16 protein-coding genes and 1 tRNA gene are annotated in these 20204 nt (G+C 71.1%); 7 read left to right on the top strand and 10 right to left on the bottom strand.

Translation table 11 applies throughout. The annotated features are described in order from the left end of the window. Positions 1-41: 41 nt before the first annotated feature. A complete protein-coding gene (locus tag ACFXDJ_RS09410) occupies positions 42-707 on the bottom strand; it encodes a cyclase family protein (protein WP_384655601.1) in 666 nt (221 codons plus the stop codon). Between the two features lie 194 nt (positions 708-901). Between ACFXDJ_RS09410 and aroF the strand changes: the two genes are divergently transcribed. The 4 genes from aroF to ACFXDJ_RS09390 all read left to right on the top strand — a co-directional run bounded on the left by aroF (position 902) and on the right by ACFXDJ_RS09390 (position 5719). Then, positions 902-1945, top strand: coding sequence for a 3-deoxy-7-phosphoheptulonate synthase (aroF, locus tag ACFXDJ_RS09405; RefSeq protein WP_384655587.1), 1044 nt, complete (start codon positions 902-904; stop codon positions 1943-1945). Between the two features lie 22 nt (positions 1946-1967). Beyond that, positions 1968-3065: a phenazine biosynthesis protein gene (locus ACFXDJ_RS09400; protein WP_384655584.1), complete on the top strand. Its 1098-nt coding sequence runs from the start codon at positions 1968-1970 to the stop codon at positions 3063-3065. A gap of 1 nt (position 3066) precedes the next feature. Continuing rightward, a complete protein-coding gene (locus ACFXDJ_RS09395; RefSeq protein ID WP_384848616.1) occupies positions 3067-4563 on the top strand; it encodes an isochorismate synthase MenF in 1497 nt (498 codons plus the stop codon). 103 nt (positions 4564-4666) lie between these two features. Next, the gene (locus tag ACFXDJ_RS09390; protein ID WP_384848613.1) at positions 4667-5719 is read left to right on the top strand and encodes a zinc-binding dehydrogenase; all 1053 of its coding nucleotides are present in this window, start codon (positions 4667-4669) and stop codon (positions 5717-5719) included. Positions 5720-5913: 194 nt separating this feature from the next. Here the strand turns inward: ACFXDJ_RS09390 and ACFXDJ_RS09385 are convergent, their stop codons facing one another. Together ACFXDJ_RS09385 and ACFXDJ_RS09380 are read right to left on the bottom strand one after the other, a co-directional pair. Further along, positions 5914-6795 carry a hypothetical protein gene (locus ACFXDJ_RS09385; protein WP_384848610.1) on the bottom strand — a complete coding sequence of 294 codons (882 nt, stop codon included), beginning with the start codon at positions 6793-6795 and terminating at the stop codon, positions 5914-5916. After that, positions 6792-7196, bottom strand: coding sequence for a hypothetical protein (locus ACFXDJ_RS09380; RefSeq protein WP_384655573.1), 405 nt, complete (start codon positions 7194-7196; stop codon positions 6792-6794). Before ACFXDJ_RS09380 ends, ACFXDJ_RS09385 begins: the two co-directional genes overlap by 4 nt. Before the next feature lie 64 nt (positions 7197-7260). On the opposite strand from ACFXDJ_RS09380, the gene ACFXDJ_RS09375 reads away from it, so the two are divergent. Both ACFXDJ_RS09375 and ACFXDJ_RS09370 read left to right on the top strand, forming a co-directional pair. Next, positions 7261-8919: a trypsin-like serine peptidase gene (locus ACFXDJ_RS09375; RefSeq protein ID WP_384655570.1), complete on the top strand. Its 1659-nt coding sequence runs from the start codon at positions 7261-7263 to the stop codon at positions 8917-8919. A gap of 517 nt (positions 8920-9436) precedes the next feature. Beyond that, positions 9437-9509 (top strand) — tRNA-Arg (locus tag ACFXDJ_RS09370). Between the two features lie 59 nt (positions 9510-9568). Here ACFXDJ_RS09370 and ACFXDJ_RS09365 read toward each other — a convergent pair. From ACFXDJ_RS09365 to ACFXDJ_RS09335, 7 genes are all read right to left on the bottom strand, one after another. After that, positions 9569-10840, bottom strand: coding sequence for an ATP-binding protein (locus ACFXDJ_RS09365; RefSeq protein WP_384655567.1), 1272 nt, complete (start codon positions 10838-10840; stop codon positions 9569-9571). Continuing rightward, a complete protein-coding gene (locus tag ACFXDJ_RS09360) occupies positions 10837-11514 on the bottom strand; it encodes a hypothetical protein (protein WP_384655564.1) in 678 nt (225 codons plus the stop codon). Before ACFXDJ_RS09360 ends, ACFXDJ_RS09365 begins: the two co-directional genes overlap by 4 nt. Further along, complete coding sequence (locus tag ACFXDJ_RS09355; protein WP_384655562.1) at positions 11511-12155, bottom strand: sortase domain-bontaining protein; 645 nt, start codon at positions 12153-12155, stop codon at positions 11511-11513. Before ACFXDJ_RS09355 ends, ACFXDJ_RS09360 begins: the two co-directional genes overlap by 4 nt. Positions 12156-12400: 245 nt before the next feature. Further along, positions 12401-13372 (bottom strand): hypothetical protein, encoded by a 972-nt coding sequence (locus ACFXDJ_RS09350; protein WP_384655560.1) that lies wholly within the window; start codon positions 13370-13372, stop codon positions 12401-12403. 261 nt (positions 13373-13633) lie between these two features. After that, positions 13634-13837, bottom strand: coding sequence for a hypothetical protein (locus ACFXDJ_RS09345; RefSeq protein ID WP_384655558.1), 204 nt, complete (start codon positions 13835-13837; stop codon positions 13634-13636). A 106-nt stretch (positions 13838-13943) separates the two neighbouring features. Continuing rightward, on the bottom strand, positions 13944-15917 hold the full coding sequence (locus ACFXDJ_RS09340; RefSeq protein WP_384655556.1) for an MFS transporter: 1974 nt from the start codon (positions 15915-15917) through the stop codon (positions 13944-13946). Positions 15918-16157: 240 nt separating this feature from the next. Then, the gene (locus ACFXDJ_RS09335) at positions 16158-18305 is read right to left on the bottom strand and encodes a serine hydrolase (RefSeq protein WP_384663716.1); all 2148 of its coding nucleotides are present in this window, start codon (positions 18303-18305) and stop codon (positions 16158-16160) included. Between the two features lie 1003 nt (positions 18306-19308). Between ACFXDJ_RS09335 and ACFXDJ_RS09330 the strand changes: the two genes are divergently transcribed. Then, on the top strand, positions 19309-20043 hold the full coding sequence (locus ACFXDJ_RS09330) for a GPP34 family phosphoprotein (RefSeq protein ID WP_384663718.1): 735 nt from the start codon (positions 19309-19311) through the stop codon (positions 20041-20043). Positions 20044-20204 lie beyond the last annotated feature (161 nt).

Genomic DNA, 20204 nt, shown 5'->3' with positions numbered 1-20204 from the left:
TCAGATCATCCCTTCCGGTCGGGGCCGTCGCCCGGCCCGGGTCAGGCCGGCCAGCCTTCGAAGACCACCGCGCGCACCGGAGCCGCTTCGACGCCGCCGATCTTCACCGGGAGCGCCATCAGCTGGGCGACCGGGGAACTGATCCGGTCGAGGTTCTGGATGTTCTCCAGGATGGGGATGCCCGCGCCGAGGAGACGGCGGTGCACCTGGCCGCTGCGGTCGTCCGGTCGCTCGGTGATGCAGTCCATGCCGACGAGGACGGCACCGTTGTCCACGGCCCAGTCGGCGCTCGACAGCGTCATGTACGGCGGCTTGTCCCAGTAGTCCTCGCGTCCGAGGTACCGGTTGGGGTGGTCGGTGCGGATCAGCAGCCGGTCGCCGGGCCGCCACACGTCGCGGAGCGCCTTCTCCAGGTCCTCTCCGGTCACCGGATCGAGGTCGCGCTTGTAGGACAGATCCGCGATGCAGACCCGGCCCACGAAGGTTTCGAGCGGCACTTCGTCGATCTTCTCGCGGTCCTCGTAGAAGTGGTAACCAGACTCCACGTGCGAGCCGTTGTGCGGAAATATCTGCAGGTCGGAGAAGGTCCGGCCGCCTGCGGCGGGGTCCGTCCGCGGGGTCATCGCCCGGCGGACACCGAACTTCGGGTACCACGGCGCATCGTACGAGGGCATTCCCTCGTACCACCCCTGGCTGATGTCGATCATCTTCACGGCACACCTCCACGGCTCACTGCGCGCTTGCTGCCCGGCACCGTTTCGGACTGGGCAGAGCGATTGGAGCATCATTAACGTGAGTTGACAACCCTTATTGACATTGCCGGATGGGGCGGAGAGGATCGGGCCGATCGACAGAGCCCCCGTGCACCACTGCCCCAGGGAAGGCACTCATGATCGTCGTAATGAGCCCTCAGTCGACTCACGAGCAGACAGAACTCGCGAGCGCACTGCTCAGGGACCATGGACTGACACCCGTACCCGCAAGGGCCGCCGGCTCGGTACTCCTGGTCTCCGAAGGAACCGGATCGCCCGAACTGGCCGCATCCATCGAACGGTCCGCCGGTGTCGAGCGCGTCGTGGCCATCCCCGGCACCCAGCGCCTCACCAGCCGCGGCTTCCACCCGGAGGACACCCGGGTCCCCGTCGGAGGGCCGGACGGCACCACCGTCGGCGGGGCCGGGTTCCTGGTGATCGCCGGCCCGTGCGCCGTGGAAACTCCACAACAGATGACAACTGTCGTGGACGCCGTGGCGGCTGCCGGTGCCGGAATGCTCCGGGGAGGAGCCTTCAAGCCCCGGACCTCCCCCTACAGCTTCCAGGGGCTGGGCGTCGCGGGCCTGGCCCTGCTGGCCGAACAGCGCGGTCGTACCGGACTCCCGGTGGTCACCGAGGTCGTGGCACCGGCCGATGTGGAACGCGTCGCCGAGGAGAGCGACATGCTCCAGATCGGCACCCGCAACATGCAGAACTTCGACCTCCTGCGCGAGGCCGGGGCCTCAGGCCGCCCCGTCCTCCTCAAGCGCGGCATGGCGGCCACGATCGAGGAATGGCTGCTCGCCGCCGAGTACCTCATGCAGATGGGCAACGGCGACGTGGTCCTGTGCGAGCGCGGTATCCGGTCCTTCGAACGCGCCACCCGCTTCACCCTCGATCTCAGCGCGGTCGCCGAGGCCAAGCGGCTCACGCACCTGCCGGTGATCGTGGATCCGAGCCACAGCACCGGTCAGCCGCATCTCGTCGGACCCATGTCCCTCGCCGCCGCGGCCTGCGGCGCCGACGGCCTGCTGATCGACGTCCACACCAACGCGCGCGGAGCGCTGTGCGACGGCGCCCAGGCCCTGGACGCCGCCCAGTTCACCGACCTCATGGCCCGGCTCCAGCCGGTGGTGGAGGCGGTCGGGCGCACGCTCGTACAGCCCCGCTCCCGCTCGCTCGCCCAGGTCTGACGCACGCAGGAGGCACACAGGAATGTCCACGAAAACCACCGATCCGTTCCACGCCGGCATACCGGACGACGAGTTCGTCCGGGCGGCCATGGAATGGCACTTCTCCCCCGCGACCGGCTCACCGTTCTGGGTCAAGCGGGCGGCCGAGCTCTCCTTCGACCCGCGCACGGACATCCGTACCTGGGAGGACCTCGACCTCTTCCCCGACGTGAGCGAGGAGTGGCGGGACGTCTCCGTCGACGAGCTCGTACCCGCCGGGGTCGACCGCTCCGACTGGGACTTCCAGGTCTTCGACAGCGGCGGCACCACCGGACGTCCCAAGCGCATCATCGAATCCCGCTCGCGCCGCCAGGGCGTGCAGTGGGTGAGCGAGGTCCTCGACGATCACGGCGTCCCCGGTGAAGGCGGCGGCCACTGGTTGCACATCGGCCCCACCGGGCCTCACATCGTGGGCCGTTCCGTCGGGCTGCTGGCCCAGCGGCGCCAGACCTTCTGCCACTACATCGACTTCGACCCCCGCTGGGTCAAGCGGCTCGCCAAACAGGGGCGGGTCGAGGACGTCGTCCGGTACGTCCAGCACATCCTGGACCAGGCGCTGGACGTCCTGCGCACCCAGCCCGTCTCGGTCCTCTTCGCCACCCCTCCGGTACTCGAAGCGATCGCGGCCCGGGACGAGGTGCTCGACCTGGTGCAGCAGCGGGTACGGGGCATCATCTGGGCCGGAACCAGCATCGGCCCGGAAACCCTGCACACCCTCGAAACGGAGCTCTTCCCCGATGCCGCCGTCGTCGGCCTGTACGGGAACACCATGATGGGCATCGCGCCCCAGCGGCCCAAGGCACCCGGCGACGAGGACGGGGGCTGCGTCTTCATCCCGTACGAGCCTTACAGCCGGGTACGCCTCGTGGACCCCGAGCACCCCACCCGGCAGGTGGCCTACGGAGAGCGCGGACAGGCGCGGATCAGCCTCCTCTCCCGCGATCTGCTGCTGCCCTGGACCCTGGAACGCGACTGCGCGCTGCGGATCAGGCCGAACTCGGCGTACCCCCAGGACGGTGTGGCCGATGTACGACCGCTGTCCTCGGACCACGCTCCCTCAGTCGTAGAAGGGGTGTACTGACATGCCGGCCAGCGCTTCCGTCCTCTACATGGCGGCCCTTCCCGAAGCGGACCGGTCCGCGCTCGGCCTGGCCTCCCGGGAAGACCTGCTCGACGTGTGCCGCCGCGCCGTCGCAGCCGCGGAGCAGCGGCGGCGCCCCGTCCTGGCCAGCTGGGCCATGCCGGTGCCGCATACCGACGCGCTCGAACTCTGGCGCCGCTCGCGGCACGCGGCGAACCGCTCCCTGCTGTGGCGTTCGGCCTGGGACAGGGGCTTCCTCGTCGCGGCCGGGACGGCGCACGACCTGTCGGCGGACGGTGAGGACCGCATCGAGGCCGTCCGCGCCGCCTGGGAGGAACTGGCCGAGGACGCGGTGACCGGTGGAGGACCCAGTTCCGGGCTCCCGACCGGCCAAGGGCCGCTTCTGGTGGGCGGTGTGGCGTTCGCCCCCGCGACCGGAGCCTCCCGCCCACCGCTTCCCGACGCCCTGATGTGGGTGCCCTCCGTCCAGATCCGCGGGACCGCCCCCGCCCTCACCGGGTGGGCCGCCCCCCTGGGCGAACTGCGCCTCAACGCCGTCGTCGACCGGCACAGCGACCCCGTACAGGTGTCCAAGGGACTGCTGCACATGGCGGAGCAGTGCCTGCTGCCGCAGCCCACCGCGCAAGGCGGGCCCGCCGGGCGGACCCGGCTGCACGAGTCGGTCGAACTGCCCCCCGCCCAGGACTGGAAGGACCTGGTCGCCCGGGCCGTGCGGCGGATGCGCGAGGGATCCTTCGAGAAGGTGGTGCTCGCCCGCGAAGTGCGGTACCTCGCGGAGGCACCCTTCGACGTCCCCGAGGCCCTGGACCGGCTGGGCGAGACATACCCGGAAGCCACGCTGTTCGCCGTACGCGACGGCGAGCACGAATTCATCGGAGCCACCCCCGAGTACCTGGTCCGTCTGGCCGGCAGGACGGTCCACACCCTCGGTCTCGCCGGAACCACCCCCCGTGGCGCCACCCCGGAGGAGGACGCCTCGTACGAGAAGGACCTGACGGGCAGCGCGAAGATCCTCCACGAGCACGACGTCGTGGTGCGCATGCTCCGGGAAGCCCTGGACGGAGCGTGCGCGGATCTCACGGTCGACCCCACCCCCACCGTCCTCAAGCTCGCCAACGTGCAGCACCTGTCGACCGAGGTCGAGGGCACACTGTCCGAAGCCGCCCCCGGCATCCTGGAATTCGCCTCGCGGCTCCACCCCACACCGGCGCTCGGCGGGCACCCCCGCGCGGAATCCCTGGACTGGCTCGCCCGCAACGAAGGCCTCGACCGCGGCTGGTACGCGGGCGGCATCGGCTGGAGCGACACCTCCGGCCAGGGCGAGTTCGCGGTGGCCATCCGATCCGCACTGGTCCGCGGCAACTCCGCGTCCGTGTACGCGGGGTGCGGCATCGTGGCCGATTCCGACCCGGAGGAGGAGTACCAGGAGACCCGGGTGAAGCTGCGCCCGATGCTCGACGCCCTGGGCCTCGACTGACCGGACCCGGTCTCCGGTCAGCCCTCCCGACCGGCCCCCGACCCATCCCCGACATCCCGTACTTCACCTACGCCCCGCATGCGGGGGAGAGGAGAGCCGACCGATGCAAGCCGCCGTCTACCACGGGCAACACGACGTCCGCGTCCAGGAATGGCCCGATCCGCCGGCCCCTGCCGCCCTGGAGGTCCAGCTGGAGGTCCTGCGTGCCAGTATCTGCGGGACCGACGTGGACGAGTTCACCTCCGGGCCGCACCTCATCCCGCTCACCGCCCCGCACCCGGCCAGTGGGCACGTCGGCCCCCTCGTGCTCGGCCACGAGATGGTCGGCCGGGTGGTGGCCGTGGGTGCGCGGGTCACGGAGTTCGCCGCCGGGGACGTGGTGGTGCCGGGATCGGGCGTTTCCTGCGGGACGTGCCGATGGTGCCGGAGCGGCCGGACCAACCTGTGCGCGACGTACTACACGGTGGGCCTGCACGTGGACGGCGGCCTCGCCGAGCGGGTCAACGTGCCCGCACGGATCAGCCGGTCCGTCGGGAACTGTCCTCCGGACGTGGCGATCATGGCGCAGCCGCTCGCCGTCGCCCTGCACGCGGTGCGCGGCGCCGGCGCCGAGCGGGGCGCACGCATCGCGGTGATCGGTCTGGGCGGAATCGGCTCACTGGCCGTGGCCGCCTGCACCGCGCGCGGCATCGACACGGTGGGAGTGGACGTCTCACCGGCCCGATTGGAGGCTGCCGCGCGCAGTGGGGCCACCGTGCTCGTCAACGCGTCCCGGCAGGACGCCGCCGCCGCGATCCGGCAAGCCACTGGCGGCGACGGCGCGGACATCGTCATCGAGACCTCCGGCTCGCCCCGGGGACTGGCGACCGCGATGAACGCGGTGAGCCGGGGCGGTCACATCCGCCTGGTCGGCCTGCACCGCGACCCCTCGCCGCTCGACCTGACCCGACTCGTCCTGGACGAGATCCGCATCTCCACCTCGAAGGTGCACATCTGCGACCAGGACCTCCCCGAGGCCCTCGCCCTGCTCGCGGACCACCCGGACATCGCGACCGCGGCGGTCGACTCGGTCATCGGTCTCGCGGACATCGTCCCCGGGGGGCTGGCACGCATGGCCGCGGGCACGGCGGCGGGCAAGGTCGTGATCAAGCCCTAGGCTCTGCGTTTCAAGCCATTTCTGAAATGGTTTCAGCCACGGCGAACGGCATGCCCATAGCGCCGGCTCGGCTGCTTCCAGAAAGAGAACCGTGCACCCTTCTCTGGTCCGGCCGGAGAACCGGAACGCGCACCCACCTCGGGCCTACCGAATCCACGACTCTTCCTGGAGCGCGCGACGCCTGCGCTTCACCATCACAGGGGAGAATGGGCCCGCCGCCTCCGTTTCACGGCACGCACCCCTACCGCGAGCGCGGCAGCACAGATGCCTGCCGCCACCAGCCAGGAAGCCGTGCGCTTGACCGTGTCGGCGAGCGTAGGGGCGGGGTCGTGGCAGTCAGGGGCTGCGGGTTCCACCCGCAGCCGGGCCCAGTCCCTCGACGGCGTCCCCTTCTCTCGCCAGACCACGGTGTAGAGACCCGGTTTCGCGTCGCACCTGATGCGGACGACCGCGGAGACCGTCTTCGCTCCGCGCATGACCACCGGCCGCGTGAACGCCGACGAGGTCAACGTGACGCCTCCGTCGCTGCCCATCTCCAGGCCATCGGTGGCCGTCATCTCGCCGCCGGCCCGCACCGACCGCACGTCCCACGGGCTCGCGGGCCACTCCACGCCCGCGGGCCAGCGCTCCTCCTGGGACTCAGGCGGCAGCTCGGAGACCCGCCGCGCGCACGCCGCACGCTCCGTCGCCTCAGCCGGAGCCACCCGGACACTGCCCCAGAGCCGCGTGACCTCGGAGGGGTTCCGGTCCCCACCTGATCCGATGCGCACCTCGTAGGACCCGGGCGCGGCGGTGCAGGAGATCGTCATGACCGCGGTGACGTGCGGATCGCTCATCCTCATCCGGCCATCCGCGGTGAACGCTTCGGAGAAGACCCTGTCGCCATTACCGACGGCATCCTGCAGGCCCACTGAGATGCTGACCTGCTCTCCAGGCCGGACCAACCGCTCGGCGCCATTTTGAAGCGGCGATGGCACATCCGTAAGCGGAGCGGCCTGCGCGCTCTCCGCTCCGAGTGACATGACCAGCGGAATCGCCAGGATCGCCGCGCCGACGCATGCCCGCAATCGCTTCATTTGTCGCCTATCTGGATTCGTTGACGATCTTTCACATCACTGCCTACTCTGCCCTCTTCGTCGAACTGACGCACTAACACCATGCGATGCCAGGCGTCATCACCGCGTTCAGGAAGCAAGTCATTGAGATCAAAATGGTTGACCGCACTCGCGCTCGGCACCAGCACCGTGCTCCTCACCGCCCCCGCGGCCCTGGCAGCGTCGGCCGCCCCCTCTCCGGCCGGCACGCCGCTCCCCTCACCCTCGGCCTCATCCTCGTCGGCGCCCCCCACACCCAGCCCTTCAGGCCTACCCCGTTCCACGCCCTCCACCTCGCAGCTTCCCCTTCCGACCGCACCACCGGTATCCACTCCCCCCGCTCCCTCCTCTCCCTCCTCTCCCCCTTCTCCCTCCGCTTCCACCCCCGCCTCACCCCCTGCTTCCCCGTCCTCAACCGCGGACGAGCAGTACTGGACAGCTGAGCGGATGGCCCAGGCCAAGCCGATCGACGCCGCCCGCAGCACCAAGCCCACCAAAGCTCCGCCAGGAGCCAACTCGATGGCCGCCGCGCCGGCGGACACGCCCCACGCCGCGCACTTCGACGGCCTCCCGATGGTGGGGACGTTCTTCTTCGACAGCACGCCGGTCGGTGGAAACGCCACCTACTGCACGGGCACCGTCGTGCGCAGCAAGGGCAAGAGCATGGTGCTCACCGCGGGGCACTGTGCGAACGGACTGAACGCGGCCACCCACCGGATCTTCGTGCCGCAGTACCAGTTCCTCAAGCTCCCGGCGAACCAGCCGTGGGGACTCTTCGCGGTCAACGAGGTCTACAAGGACCCCCGCTACCCCACCACAGGGCAGACGAGGGCGGCCGTGTCGGACCTGGACTTCGCCTTCGTCACCGTCGCCCCCAATGCCAAGGGAGCGGTCGAGAACGTCGTCGGCGCCCTCACCTTCACCACCTCGACGTCGTACGAGCACAACGTGACGGTCATCGGCTACCCGTCCAGCGCCAGCGACAACAGCCAGCACCAGGCCATCCGCTGTGATGTGCCGACCCGTCGGCTCTACCCGTTCCGGCAGATGCAGATGGAGTGCGGCGGGTTCTACAGCGGTGTATCCGGCGGTCCGTGGATCCAGGGGTACAACGCCTCGACCAGGACCGGAGAGGTGATCGGGAACGTCGGCGGCATGGGCGGTGGCGGCGACGTCGACTGGACCTCCTACTCGCCGCTCTACGGCAAGGACGCCCAGGACCTCTACAACGACGCCAACAACGGCATCGGACCGAAGAACGTCGTGCGCGGCACCTTCCAGCCTCCGACGGACGGCCCGATCCTGCCCGGCAGCGGTGAAACGTGGAAGCACGCCAAGCAGATAGCCTCCGGCGACTTCTCCGGCACGGGCCACAGCGACCTGCTCGTCATCTGGACCGACGGCGAAGTCACCCTCTACCCCGGCGACGGCAACGGCGGCTTCAAGCCCGAACGCCAGCTCCTGGCACCGCAATCGGGCTGGAATGCAGCCGCCACCATCACCGCCGGCGACTTCGCCGGGTCCAACCAGTTCGACCTCCTGGTCCGCTGGGACGACGGCCGCATGACCCTGCACGCCGACGTAGGCTCCAACGGCCTGGGCATCGGCACCGAAATGGCCGCCTCCGGCTCCATCTGGAGCCACGCCACCCAGATCGCCGCCGGCCGCTTCAACGCCACCACCTACGTCACCGACCTCATGGTCCGCTGGTCGGACGGCGAACTCAGCCTCTACACCAACGTCGGCGCCGGCACCCTCGGCCAGGAATACAAGCTCAAGGACCCCAACGACGCCTGGAAGGAAGCCACCCTGCTGACCGCCGGACAGTTCTCCGGCAACCAGAAATGGGACCTCATGGTCCGCTGGTCCAGCGGCGAACTCGACAACTACGTCGGCACCACCACCGGCGGCCTCGGCGGCCAGCAGCAGATCCACGGCCCCAACAACACCTGGACCCACAGCGTCATCATGACCACCGGCCAATACACCGGCGACGGCCTCACCAACGACCTCATCATCCGCTGGACCGACGGCGAAACCACCATGTACCAGGACACCCGCACGAACAACCTCGGCACCGAGCGCATGCTCGCCCCGCCAGCCTGACCCCGGACAGCACGATCGCATAGCGAAATGTGCGCAGGCCGCCCTCGCGCGGCCTGCGCACATCCCCCGGGCCCAACGCCCCCGGCCGCGCCGAAGACTTCCCTGCCGAAGGCGGCGGAACCCGCGTCTACGGAGCCAAGTTCCTCCCTGCCGCCGTGCGCCTCGCCAATCCCCCCCACACACACAGCCGCGTCATCCTCGGCATCGAGTCCATCCGCCACAAGTCGGCCAAGCGCATCCGGGTCGACGAGACCGATGAGGACCGCCAGATCGATCCGTCCAAGGCCGACAGAAGTTCAACCGGACCTAACACCTGCGGCCTGACGCACCTGCCCCCTGCCTCCACCGCCTGGGAACGCGTGGAGCCGTCTATCTCGAATGCGGATCATGCACCACCCGCTACACTGACCGCGGTGGCCCGGCCTCACGGCCTGGCCTCCGCATGCTGCCGGTAAGCCCGTCTGGATCATCGCGTCTGCCTGGACCGACTTTCAGACACGTTTTCCGACAGATCCCCGCCTTCGTAGCTCAGGGGATAGAGCACCGCTCTCCTAAAGCGGGTGTCGCAGGTTCGAATCCTGCCGAGGGCACAACGCGAACCGCACCCCTGGGGGTTTCCCCCGGGGGTGCGGTTTCTTTGGTTTCGGGCTCATCGGTGCGCGGGGTCGGGGAGGGTGAGGCGGGCCTGGGCGCCGCCTGGGGGTGGGTTGGTGAAGGTGAGGGTCGCGCCCAGGGTGTGGGCCTGGCCCGCGGCGATGGTCAGGCCGAGGCCGTGGCCCTTGTTCATGCCCTCCGTGCGGAAGCGTTGCGGGCCGCTCGTGAGGAGGTAGTCCGGGTAGCCCGGGCCGGCGTCCGTCACCGTCAGCGTCCGGCCGTCCACCGTCACCGTGACCGGGGCCGCGCCGTGCTTGTGGGCGTTCGCGATCAGGTTGCCGAGGATGCGTTCCAGGCGGCGCCGGTCCGTCTCGATGCGGAGGGGGGTCGACGCGATCACCAGTGCGGTGGGAGGGGTGGTGGGCGTGGTGGGGGTTGCTGCCCGGATGGCTCGGGCGGCCAGGGTCGGCAAGTCGTACGAGTCCAGTTCCAGCCGCTCGCTGCGCGTGTCCAGGCGGGAGATCTCCAGCAGGTCCTCCGTCAGCGAGCGCATCGCCTGCACCCGGTCCCGTACCAGCTCCGCCGGGCGGCCCGGCGGGAGGAGTTCGGCGGCCGCGTTCAAGCCGGTCAGCGGGGTGCGCAGTTCGTGGGCCACGTCCGCCGTGAAGCGTTGCTCCGACTCCAGCTTGCGCTGGAGGGAAGAGGCCATGGTGTCCAGGGCGCTGGAGACGGCCGCGACCTCGTCCTTGCCGCGCGGGGAGCCGTTCACGCGGGCGTTCAGGTCGCCCGCGCTGATCCGGCGGGCCACCTGCGCCGTCTGGTGCAGGCGCCGCGTGATCCGGGTGACGCCGAACGCGCCGATCAGCAGGGTGCCGCCGATGGCCAGCGCCGAGGAGCCGAGGATGGCCCGGTCCAGGTCGGCGATGGTCTTCTCGCTGCCGCTGTAGTCCACGGCCGCCGCGATGACCCGGTCCCCGTCGGCGGGGCCCGCGGCCCACATCGCGGACCTGCCGCGGTGCTGGCCGACGGCGGTGCCGCGCTTGCCGCTCGCCGCCAGCGCGCGCAGCTCCGGCGGCAGGCCGTCGGGGCGGATGCCCTCGCCCCGCGGCGTGGTCGTGCCGCTCTCGTAGAGGCCGGTGACCCGGTCGAGTTTGGCCAGGGCGCGCTCGCGCGCGACGCCGACGGTCTGCCGGGTCATCGCGTCGTGGACGAGGGTGCCGAGCAGCGCCGCGAGGCCGCAGCACATGAGGGTGATGAAGACCGCGGCCTTCCAGGTGAGCGTGGAGGTCCAGGCCGGCAGTCCCGGCCAGAGCGTCCCGCGCGTCACGGTTCCTCCTGCGGGGTGCGGACCAGTTCCATCAGGCGCGGGCTCATCACGCCCAGCTCCGGGGACCAGGACCACACGTCGCGGCTCTCGGTGCCGGGAATCGGGTTCGGGGACCACAGGATGAGGTCGCGAGCGGCGAGCTCGACGCTGATGATGCGCTGGGTGTCGTTCATGATCCTCTGAATGCGGCCGTCCAGGAGCGAGTAGACGCGCAGGTTGAGGGAGTGGCCGGGCTGCTCGATGCCCAGGATCAGCTCGTCGTGGCCGTCTCCGGTCAGATCACGGTAGTGCGCCTCCCGCACCGGGCACGCGGCGGGCTCCGCCGAGGGTGCGCACGCGGTCAGGAGCTGTCGCGTCGGATCGTCCCCGGGCTCGGAATCCGCCTCCGCCGCCAGGTCCGCCGCCAGCACCTCCCCGGCCGGTACGTCGCGCAGCTCGCCCGAGGCGGGGATCCGGACCCCCGGCACCACGTACGGAGCGTCCCGGCCCGCCGTGTGCTCCGGAACCCGCGGGGCCGGCGGCCGGTCGGGCCACAACCGGTGCGGGCCCTGGGCGCGGACGGCGGGCTTGCCGTGGCCGGCGGGAAGGAGGTCGCCGGTCGCACCGCAGCCCGCCAGCGCGAGGAGCGCGGCGGGCAGCAGCAGCGACAGCAGGGAGGTCCTGCGGAGTCTCACGCCAGGAGGTCGGCGTAGAAGATGACGTTGTTGGTGCGGTGGCCGTCCTTCAGCTCGCCGCCGCAGGTCAGCAGGCGCAGCTCGGAGCGGTTCGTGTCCCCGTAGACCTTGTCCGTCGGGAACTTCTTCTTGTCGACGTCCTCGATCTCACGGATCTTGAACTTCGCCGTCTTCCCGTCCTCCCGCGGCACCTCGATGACATCGCCGAGCTTGATCTTCTTGACGTTCTTCATCAGGGCCGGGCCGTGCTTCGTGTCGAAGTGCGCGACGAGCACGGACGCGCCCTTCTCCCCCGGGGTGACCCCCTCGGCCCACCAGCCGGGGTTGTCCGCGTCCGTGTCGGCGTCCGGCACGCCGAGCTCACCGGTCGCCGGGTCCACCTTGAGGTCCACCATCTTCTTCGCGTCCACACCCGCCGAGTCGATCTTCATACCGGTCGGCTTCGACTTCGGCAGGGTGGGCACCGTGTCGGCCACGGGTGCCGGGGCGGCGGCCGTGCTGCCGACCTTGGGGTCCGGGGGCAGCTTCGGGCCGCCGCCACAGGCGGTGAGCGAGCCCACGCCGAAGCCGGTGACGGCGAGCGTGAGGACGGTGGAGGCGACGACCCTGCGGCGGGCGGCGGGGGTGGCGGTGCGGGTCATGTCGTACTCCGGGGTGGCGGTGCGGCGGTGTGGCAGGCAGGGAACTACAGGAGATTTACGTCGTCCGGCGCGGCGGCGGCCCCATGCGCCGAGGCCGGCCGCCCTCGGCCGGTGGGCCCGGTGAGCGGGGTCGGACACGGAGCACCGCAGGTGCGGCGCCACGGCCGGGGACCGGGGGCGGTCCGAAGCCACGGTCCGAACCCACGGTCCGAAGCCACGGTCCGAGCGGCGCTCCGGAGCCGCGGTCAGCTCTCCGTGCGGTGGCGGCGGAGCATCGCGAAGCCGAGGCCCGCCGCGCCCGCGGCCGCCAGGCCGGCGCCGCCCGCGATCAGGAGGGTGCCCTCGCCGCCGGAGGACTCGACGCCCTCGGCACCGGCTCGCACGCCGCCCTTGGGGGTGACGGGCTTGGCCGGGGTGGCGGGCGTGGTGGCCTTGTCACCGGTGCCGGTGCCGGTGCCGGTGCCGGTGCCCTTGTTGACCGCCGGGAAGTCGTAGTGCTTGACCTGGCCCTCCAGCGTGACCTTCAGCTGCGGCTTGGCACTATCGGCCTTCACGATCTCGAACTTCTGGCCGTTGTTCTCGGCGCGCGGGCTCTTCGCGGTCAGGGTGGCCATGACGGTGCCGGCCTTGGTGCCGTTCGCGGCGTCCTTGGGACCGACCTTCAGTACGGCCTTGGGGCCCTCGCCGGCCTTGTTGGTCAGATCAGCCATCGTGCCACCGCCGACGGAGATGCCCGAGACCTTGTTCTCCACCGGCTTCGGCTTCGGCTTCGCCGCGTCCTTCTTGGTGGTGACCTTGCCGTCCGCGGACAGGGTGAAGGTGTACTCGCCCACCTTCGCGGAGTCCGCCTTGCCGAAGGCCTTGAGGGTGGCCTGGAGAGCGCCCTTGGCCGGGTAGATCTCCGCCTCGTAGCCCGTGACCTTCAGGTCCATCGTCGGGCCGTTGCTGACGTGCTTGAAGACCTTGGCGTACCAGCCGTCACCCAGCTGCTGCGTCCCCGCGCCCTCGCGCTTGGTCTCCGGCTTCGTCTCCGGCTTGTCCGCCGGCTTGGTCTCCGGCTTCGTCTCCGGCTTGTCCTCCGCCGGCTTCGGCGTGTCGGTCGCCGCGGAGGGGTTGGCGGGAGCCGGGGCGTCGGCCGCGAAGGCCTGGGCGGTCGGCAGGGCCAGGGCGGTGATGGCACCGGCGGCGACGGCGGCGGTGCGGAAGGTGGCGCGCATGTGAGTGGTTCCCCTCGGGTCGGCGTCGCCTGTGGTCTCGGTCCGGACTACCCACCCGGTTCGGGTGGTTCGCCCTGGCGACAACCAAGACGTTACGAGGGTCATGTTTTGGTAATGCGTAGGCAATGTAACAGTTATCGGGACGCTTTCCCGCGAAGCCGTTAAGGCCGCCAGTTGAATGAAAGTGCAATCAAAATGGGCTCACACGAAAGCCCTTCCGGCCCGGGGCCGGAAGGGCTGCGTACGTCTGACGACCGATGTCTAGCTCAGGCCTCTGCTGCGCTCGCCGATGCGGTCACCCTGTGGGGTCCCGGCGCGCTTGAGCGCCGCCTTCGTGTGCGCTCCACCCTTGACCTTGCTCCGGAGCTCGTGGTCGAACCCGTGCGCCTGCCCGCGCGGCGGGCCGGGTGCGTCAAGGGCCTTCGCCAAAGCCGCTCGGACGTCCTGCTTCTGCTCTTTGCTCATCCCGCCGTCAACTCCCTAAAAGACTCGGGACACTCGATCGGACTACTGGGATCGTATGCAGAAATACGGACCAACGCACCCGGACCGGACGTAAAAGATATGTCGATCAAGGTCGCGGCGGAGTGGGCCGCACCACCGGGCCCACCGCCTCCAAGATCAGCTCTTCCGGACACGGCGTCCCCCGCGGCAGCTGGTACTTCGCCGCCACGCGGTACTCCCCCGGAGCCGGCGCCAGCAGCTCCGTCCACACGTCCCCGGTGGTGTCCGGCACCGCCTTGAACAGGCACCCGGCCGTGTTCACGTACTCCTTCGGCACCGCCTGCTTCGGCCCGGAGGACCCGGAAGAGGACCCGGAAGAGGACCCCGAAGGGGACCCGGAAGAGGGCGTGGAGGAGAGCGTGGAAGAGGGCGAGGCCTCCTTGGTCCCCTTCTTCGCCGCCTCCTTCGACGCCGCCGTCTCCTGCGGCGGCTCCACCGGCTTGCCCGCGGCGTCCACCAGCCCCAGCCACGGCGAGTGCGGGATCCGCACCAGCACCCGGCCGGCCTGCTTCACGTCGATGACCAGCTGGTCCGCGCTCGCCCGTACGACCGTCGCCGGTCCGGCGACCAGGTCCGTCGGGTCCATCACCTTGAAGAGCTGCCAGTTCGCGTCGCCCCACACCTGCTGGAGGTACGGGAGCCCCTCGCGCACGAGCTTCTCCTCGTCCTTCCCGCCCTCATCGGGTTTGTCGGCGGGCAGCACCACGTAGTGCACGGCCCAGCGCTCCAGCCAGTCGCGGTAGCTGTCCGCGTCCAGGCTGTCGTCGTAGAAGAGCGGGTTGCGCTCCAGGTCGGCCTGGCGGTTCCAGCCGCGCGCGAGGTTCACGTACGCCGGGAAGGCCGAGGACTCGCGGTGACTGCTGGCCGGGACCACCTCCACCCGCCCCCGGTCGGCGCCCGCCTTCTGGAGCTGGTCCACCAGCGGGGCCAGCTCGCGGCTCCAGGAGGCCAGCGGGGTGGTGCGGACGATGTCGGTGACGCTGTTGACGGTGATCCAGGCGGTGACTCCGGTGAGGGCGAGCAGCACCCCGTACCAGTGGCGCGAGCGCGGAGCACCGGCGTACGGGAGCGCCGCGAGCAGCACCGCCCCGCCGAACAGCATCGCCAGCCGGGTCACGTTCGAGCCGACCTGGGAGTCGATCGCCCAGGTCAGCGCCACGCCGAGGGCGTAGATCGCGGACGCGGTCCGGACCGTCCTCCAGCCCTTCGGTACGAGGAACAGCGCGGCCAGCGCGCAGGCGAACGGCAGCGCCGCCGAGCCCAGCTTCATCGGCTGCGTCCCGGAGAACGGGAACAGCCACGCCGACAGGCCGACCACCGCCGCCGGGGCCAGCCCCAGCGCGTACGCGCCCGGGCGCCGCTTGTTCAGGAACAGCGCGGCCGCGATCACCCCGAGGAACAGCCCTGCGACCGGGCTGGAGGCGGTGGCGATCCCCGCGAGCGGAGCCGCCACGGCGGCCTTCGCCCAGCGCCGCGCGGCAAATTTGCGGGGCCAGCAGAAGACGGCGGCGACGGCCCCGAGTGCGAACATCACGCCGAGCCCGAAGGTGACGCGGCCCGACAGGGCGTTGCAGAACAGCCCGTACACCCCGGCCAGGGCGGGCCACAGCGGCTCGCGCACGGCCCGGCGGCAGCGGGTCAGGATCAGCGCCAGCAGCCCGGCCGAGACCGTACCGGCGATCATCATCGTGGTCCGGACGCCGAGCACGTGCATCACGTACGGCGAGACCACGCTGTACGAGACCGGGTGCATGCCGCCGTACCAGGCGAGGTTGTACGCCGAGTCGGGATGACGGCCCACGAACTCGGCCCAGGCGTCCTGCGCCGCGAGGTCGCCGCCGCTGTTGGCGATGGCGAAGAACCAGACCACGTGCAGCAGCGCGGCCAGCCCGGTGGCCACGGCGACGGGATGCCGACGCGCCAGGGCGAGGGCGCGGCGGAGCGGGCCCTCGCCCGGGCCCTGGCCGTCGCCCGGACTCTCGCCCCGGCCCTGGCTCTCGCCCTGCTCCTGGCCCTGCTCCTGCCGCTCAGCGATGGTCACGCCGACGTACTCCCCAACACGATGAGTCTCCGGTCCGCGCTTCGGTCCGCGCTTCGGTCCGCGCTCGGTCCGCTCTTCGGCCCGCTCTTCGGTCCGTAGACGCGGTGCGGGGGGGGGCGGGGGGGGGCGGCCCCCCCCCCCCCGCCCGCGCCCGGGCCCCCCCCCCGCGCCCCCCCCCCGCGCGGGGCGCGGGGGGGCCCCCCCCCCCCCCCCCCCCACCGCTCCAGGTCGACCGACAGGTCAGCCGACGCGCGTCAGCTTCTTGCCGATGCCGGGCGCGGCGAGGTCGCTCTCCAGCGCCACCGGCACCTTCACCTGGCTGGCACCCTCGCCGACCGTCAGCACGCCGATCTCCGAACCCGCCTTCGCGGTCTGCGGGATCTTGGCGGCGCCGTCACCCAGCTTGATCGCGACGTTGAGCGCCGGCCAGCCGACCGCCTCCACGTCGGCGGTGGCCACGACCGGGACGCGGCCGCCGAGCCCGTCGTCCACGTAGCCGACGACATCGCCCTTCTTGACCACGGTCGCGGCCGTCAGCGCCTTCTGCGTGGCGAGCATGACGTCCTTGCTCGCCGCGATCGCCGTGTCGAGGATGGGCACGCCGTGCTGGCCGAGCACCGCGCCGACGATCAGCTGGTTGGTCTTGCCGACCTTCTTCTCGGCGGCGAAGAGCAGGTTGCCGCCGGCCTTCGTGGTCGAGCCGGTCTTGAGACCGATCGCGCCGTTGAAGGGAACGAGGGTGTTGTAGTTCCGCCAGGACTTGTTCGTGGGGTCGACCCAGGCCGGCAGCTTGGTGATCGCGATCAGTTCCGGCATCTCCACGAGCTTGAGGCCGAGCTTGACCTGGTCCTCGGCGGTGCTGACCGTGGTCGCGTCCAGACCCGAGGGGTCCGTGTACGTCGTGTTGGTCATCCCGAGGTCCTTGGCGGTGTCGTTCATCTTCTTGACGAACGCCTCCGGCCCGCCGTCCCAGCGCGCGAGCAGCCGCGCGACGTTGTTGGCGGACGGGATCATGATCGCGGCGAGGGCGTCGTACTGCGAGATCTTGTCGCCCTCCTTCAAGTTGTTGACCGTGGACTCGCCCTCGGTCTCCTTCTTGCCGTCGTCGACCGCCGTCTTGTCGACGGGGATCATCTGCCCCTTGTCCCCCTTCTTCATGGGGAAGTCCTTGAGGATGACGTACGCCGTCATGGCCTTCGCGACACTGCCGATCGCGACGGGCTTCTGGTCCCCGAAGCTGCCTACGGGGCCGAGACCGGCCGCGGCCATGTAGGCCTGGCCCTCCTTCGGCCACGGCAGGGACGGGGCGCCGCCCTCGAAGGTGTACGTGCCCTTCGCGGTCATCTTCAGCTTCGGCTCGGGCAGCGGGCGCACGAGCTGCACGACGGCGAGGATGACCGCCAGGAGCAGGACGATCGGGGCATAGATCTTGAACCGCCGCAGGGCGGTCCGGGCCGCGCTCGGCGGCGGGGGCGGGTTGTTGGTGAGGTCCGCCAGCATGTCGAGCGGGGGCTTGGGCGGCAGCGGCTGCTGCGTGGTCCGCTCGGGCGACACCTTCGCGGCCGGGGCCGGGGCCGGGGCGGCCGGTGCCGGCGGGGTCGCCGGGGTCGCCCGTGCGGCCGACGCGGTCGGGGTGGGTCCCGGAGCCCCGGGGCGGACCCCGGGCCCGGCGGGAGACGCCGGCGCCGTCTTCGACGACTGCCCGGTGGCGGAACGCTCCGCCCCCTCATCGGTCCGCAGGGGTACGAACTTGCTCGCGCGCTCCCCGCCGACGGCGCCGGGCGGAACCTCCTTGGAGGTCCCGGGCCTGACGGCGCCGGGCTTGACCGCCCGGAACACGGCGGTCCGCTCGCTGTCAGCGGGCTCGCCGTCGGCCGGAGCCGCATCCGGAGCCGCGGTCTTCGGCTTCACAGCGCGGAACACCGCGGTCCGCTCGCTGTCGGCGGGCCCATCGGCATCCGCAGCGGCGGGCTTCGGCTTCACGGCCCGGAACACCGCGGTCCGCTCGCTGTCAGCGGACTCGGCGGCCTTCGGAGCCGCGGCCTTCGGCTTCACGGCCCGGAACACCGCGGTCCGCTCGCTGTCAGCGGACTCGGTGGACTTGGCGGACTTGGCGGGCTCGGCAGGCTCGGCGGACTTGGCGGGCTCGGCGGGGGCGTCCGTCGCGGCAGCGGAGCCCGAGGCCTCCGGGGCGCTCAGGGTGCTCGCGGGCTTCGACGGGGATCCGGACCGGGACCCGGAGTCGCCGCCCTCGCGGGCCGAAGCGGAATCGGCCTTCGGGGGCTTCACGGCGCGGAACACGGCGGTGCGGTCGCTGTCATCCGACTCGGCGACCGGCTCGGCGTCCGAGGCTTCGGAGCCCGCACCAGACCCCGTACCGGAGCGCACGGCGGACCGCCCGCTCTCGCGCTCCGCAGCCGGGGCGGAGGAAGAAGCGGAACCAGAACGGGACGACGAAGAGGACGGGGAAGGGGAAGGGGAATCGGAAGCCGCAGCCGGAGGGGTCACGACGCGGAACACGGCCGTACGGTCACTGTCGTCCGACTCGGCCGACTCCGCGGACTCCACCGACTCCACCGACTCGGCGGCCGAGGACGCGGAACGGCCCTTTGACCCGCCACCCTCACCCCGCGAAGCGGAATCCGCAGTCGACGAAGCCGCCGAAGCCGAAGCAGCCGACGGCCGGGCCGCGGACTCGGCGGTCGCACGCCGCGGATCGGCATCCGCGGCGCGGGCTCCAGCCGAGGCCGACGTAGCCGAAGCAGCCGGCCGGGCAGCCGGCCCGTCATCCCCACGCCCCGAAGCGGAATCGGCATCCGAAGCCCCGTCACCGGAGTCCGCATCCGCGGCGTCGGCCGAAGGCCCGCCCTCGGTCGCGGCTTCGTCCGGCTCGCCCTCGGAGGGTTCCGCGGTGGCGACCCACGCCGCCACGGCCTCCCTCAGCGGATCACGGCCGGAGCCGGAGCCGGAGCGGGCATCGGCGTCGGCGTCAGAACCAGAGTCGGAGCCGGCCCCGGACCCGGCCCCGGCCCCAGACCCGGGCCCGGACGCCGACCCGCGGCCACCCTCACCCCGTCGCCCCGCGGACCCGTCCTCCGGGTCCCGCGGCCGGAACACCGACACCCTCGGGTCATGCCCCTTTGAGGACTCCGTCGCCCCCGACGTTCCTTCATCAACCGACTTGTCGGGGGACTCGCCCGCCACCAGTTCCTCCTCGATCGCCACCACGTCCGGCTGTCCGAATGTCTAACAGTGTCCCGTCTCGGGGGCATCGCCCACGTGCTAGACGAGAACGACATAGCTGATGGTTCCCCCACAAAGCGGCCAGGCGCTCTCGACAGATGAATGTGAGAGGCGTCACCCTGTCACTCATCCACGCGGGGAGGCATGGATGGGCAGGAGCCGCAGAACAATTCCGGAGGAGCTTCTGCTGCTCGCTTTGGACCCGACCACGGGTACCACGGCGCAGCCGCAGTCGCTCGACCTCGGCCTGGCCGGGGCACAGCTAGTGGAGCTGGCTCTGGCAGGACGGATAGCCCCTGATGGGGATCGTATCGCCGTGGTGATGCCACGGCCGACAGGAGATCCGACACTGGACTCCGCACTGGAACTGCTGCGCAGGCGCGGCAGCCCGGTTCGGGCCGTCCACTGGATCGGCGGACCCCGACTGGGGCTCCGTCAGATTTACCTCGCTCACTTGGAGCGCTGCGGCATGGTCCATGCCGTCGCGGGCCAGATGTGCGGGGTGTTGCCGACGACTCGCTACCAGGCGACCGACACGGCGATCAGCCGGGAGATCCGTGGCCGGCTGGACAGTGCGATCCGCACCGGTGTACCGCCGGACCCGCGGACCGCGGCGCTTGCCGCGCTGGCCCACGCGGTCGGACTCGGCAAGCACCTGTACCCCGGCAACGAGGGGCGGTCGTCCAGGTCCCGGCTGCGGGACCTGATCCGGCACGACCCGATGGGCGGACTGGTGGCGCATGCCGTCATGGACGTCCAGAACGGTGTGGCCGCACAGCCACGCCGTGACCGCGCACCGGCCCAGCCCGCCCGGGCCACGGCGGCAGCCGTTCCGCTGCAGCCGCGCCGGACGGGTGCGATGGCCCGCGCGGCCGCGCACTGATCCACCGGCGGGACGTGCTGTACGGGCAAGGCAAGGCGTGAACAGGCAGGAACAGGCAGGAACACGCAGCAACAGGCAAGGCATGACGCGCGGGGCGGCGGGGTAGACGATGTACAAGAACCCCCCCCCCCCCATGTGGGTGTGGAGCTGGGGCACCAACA

Origin of the sequence: Streptomyces sp. NPDC059443, assembly GCF_042750105.1 — a bacterium.
Classification (GTDB): Bacteria; Actinomycetota; Actinomycetes; order Streptomycetales; family Streptomycetaceae; genus Streptomyces.
Note: the sequence above shows the minus strand (reverse complement) of the source record. Positions and strands in the feature narration are given on the sequence as shown.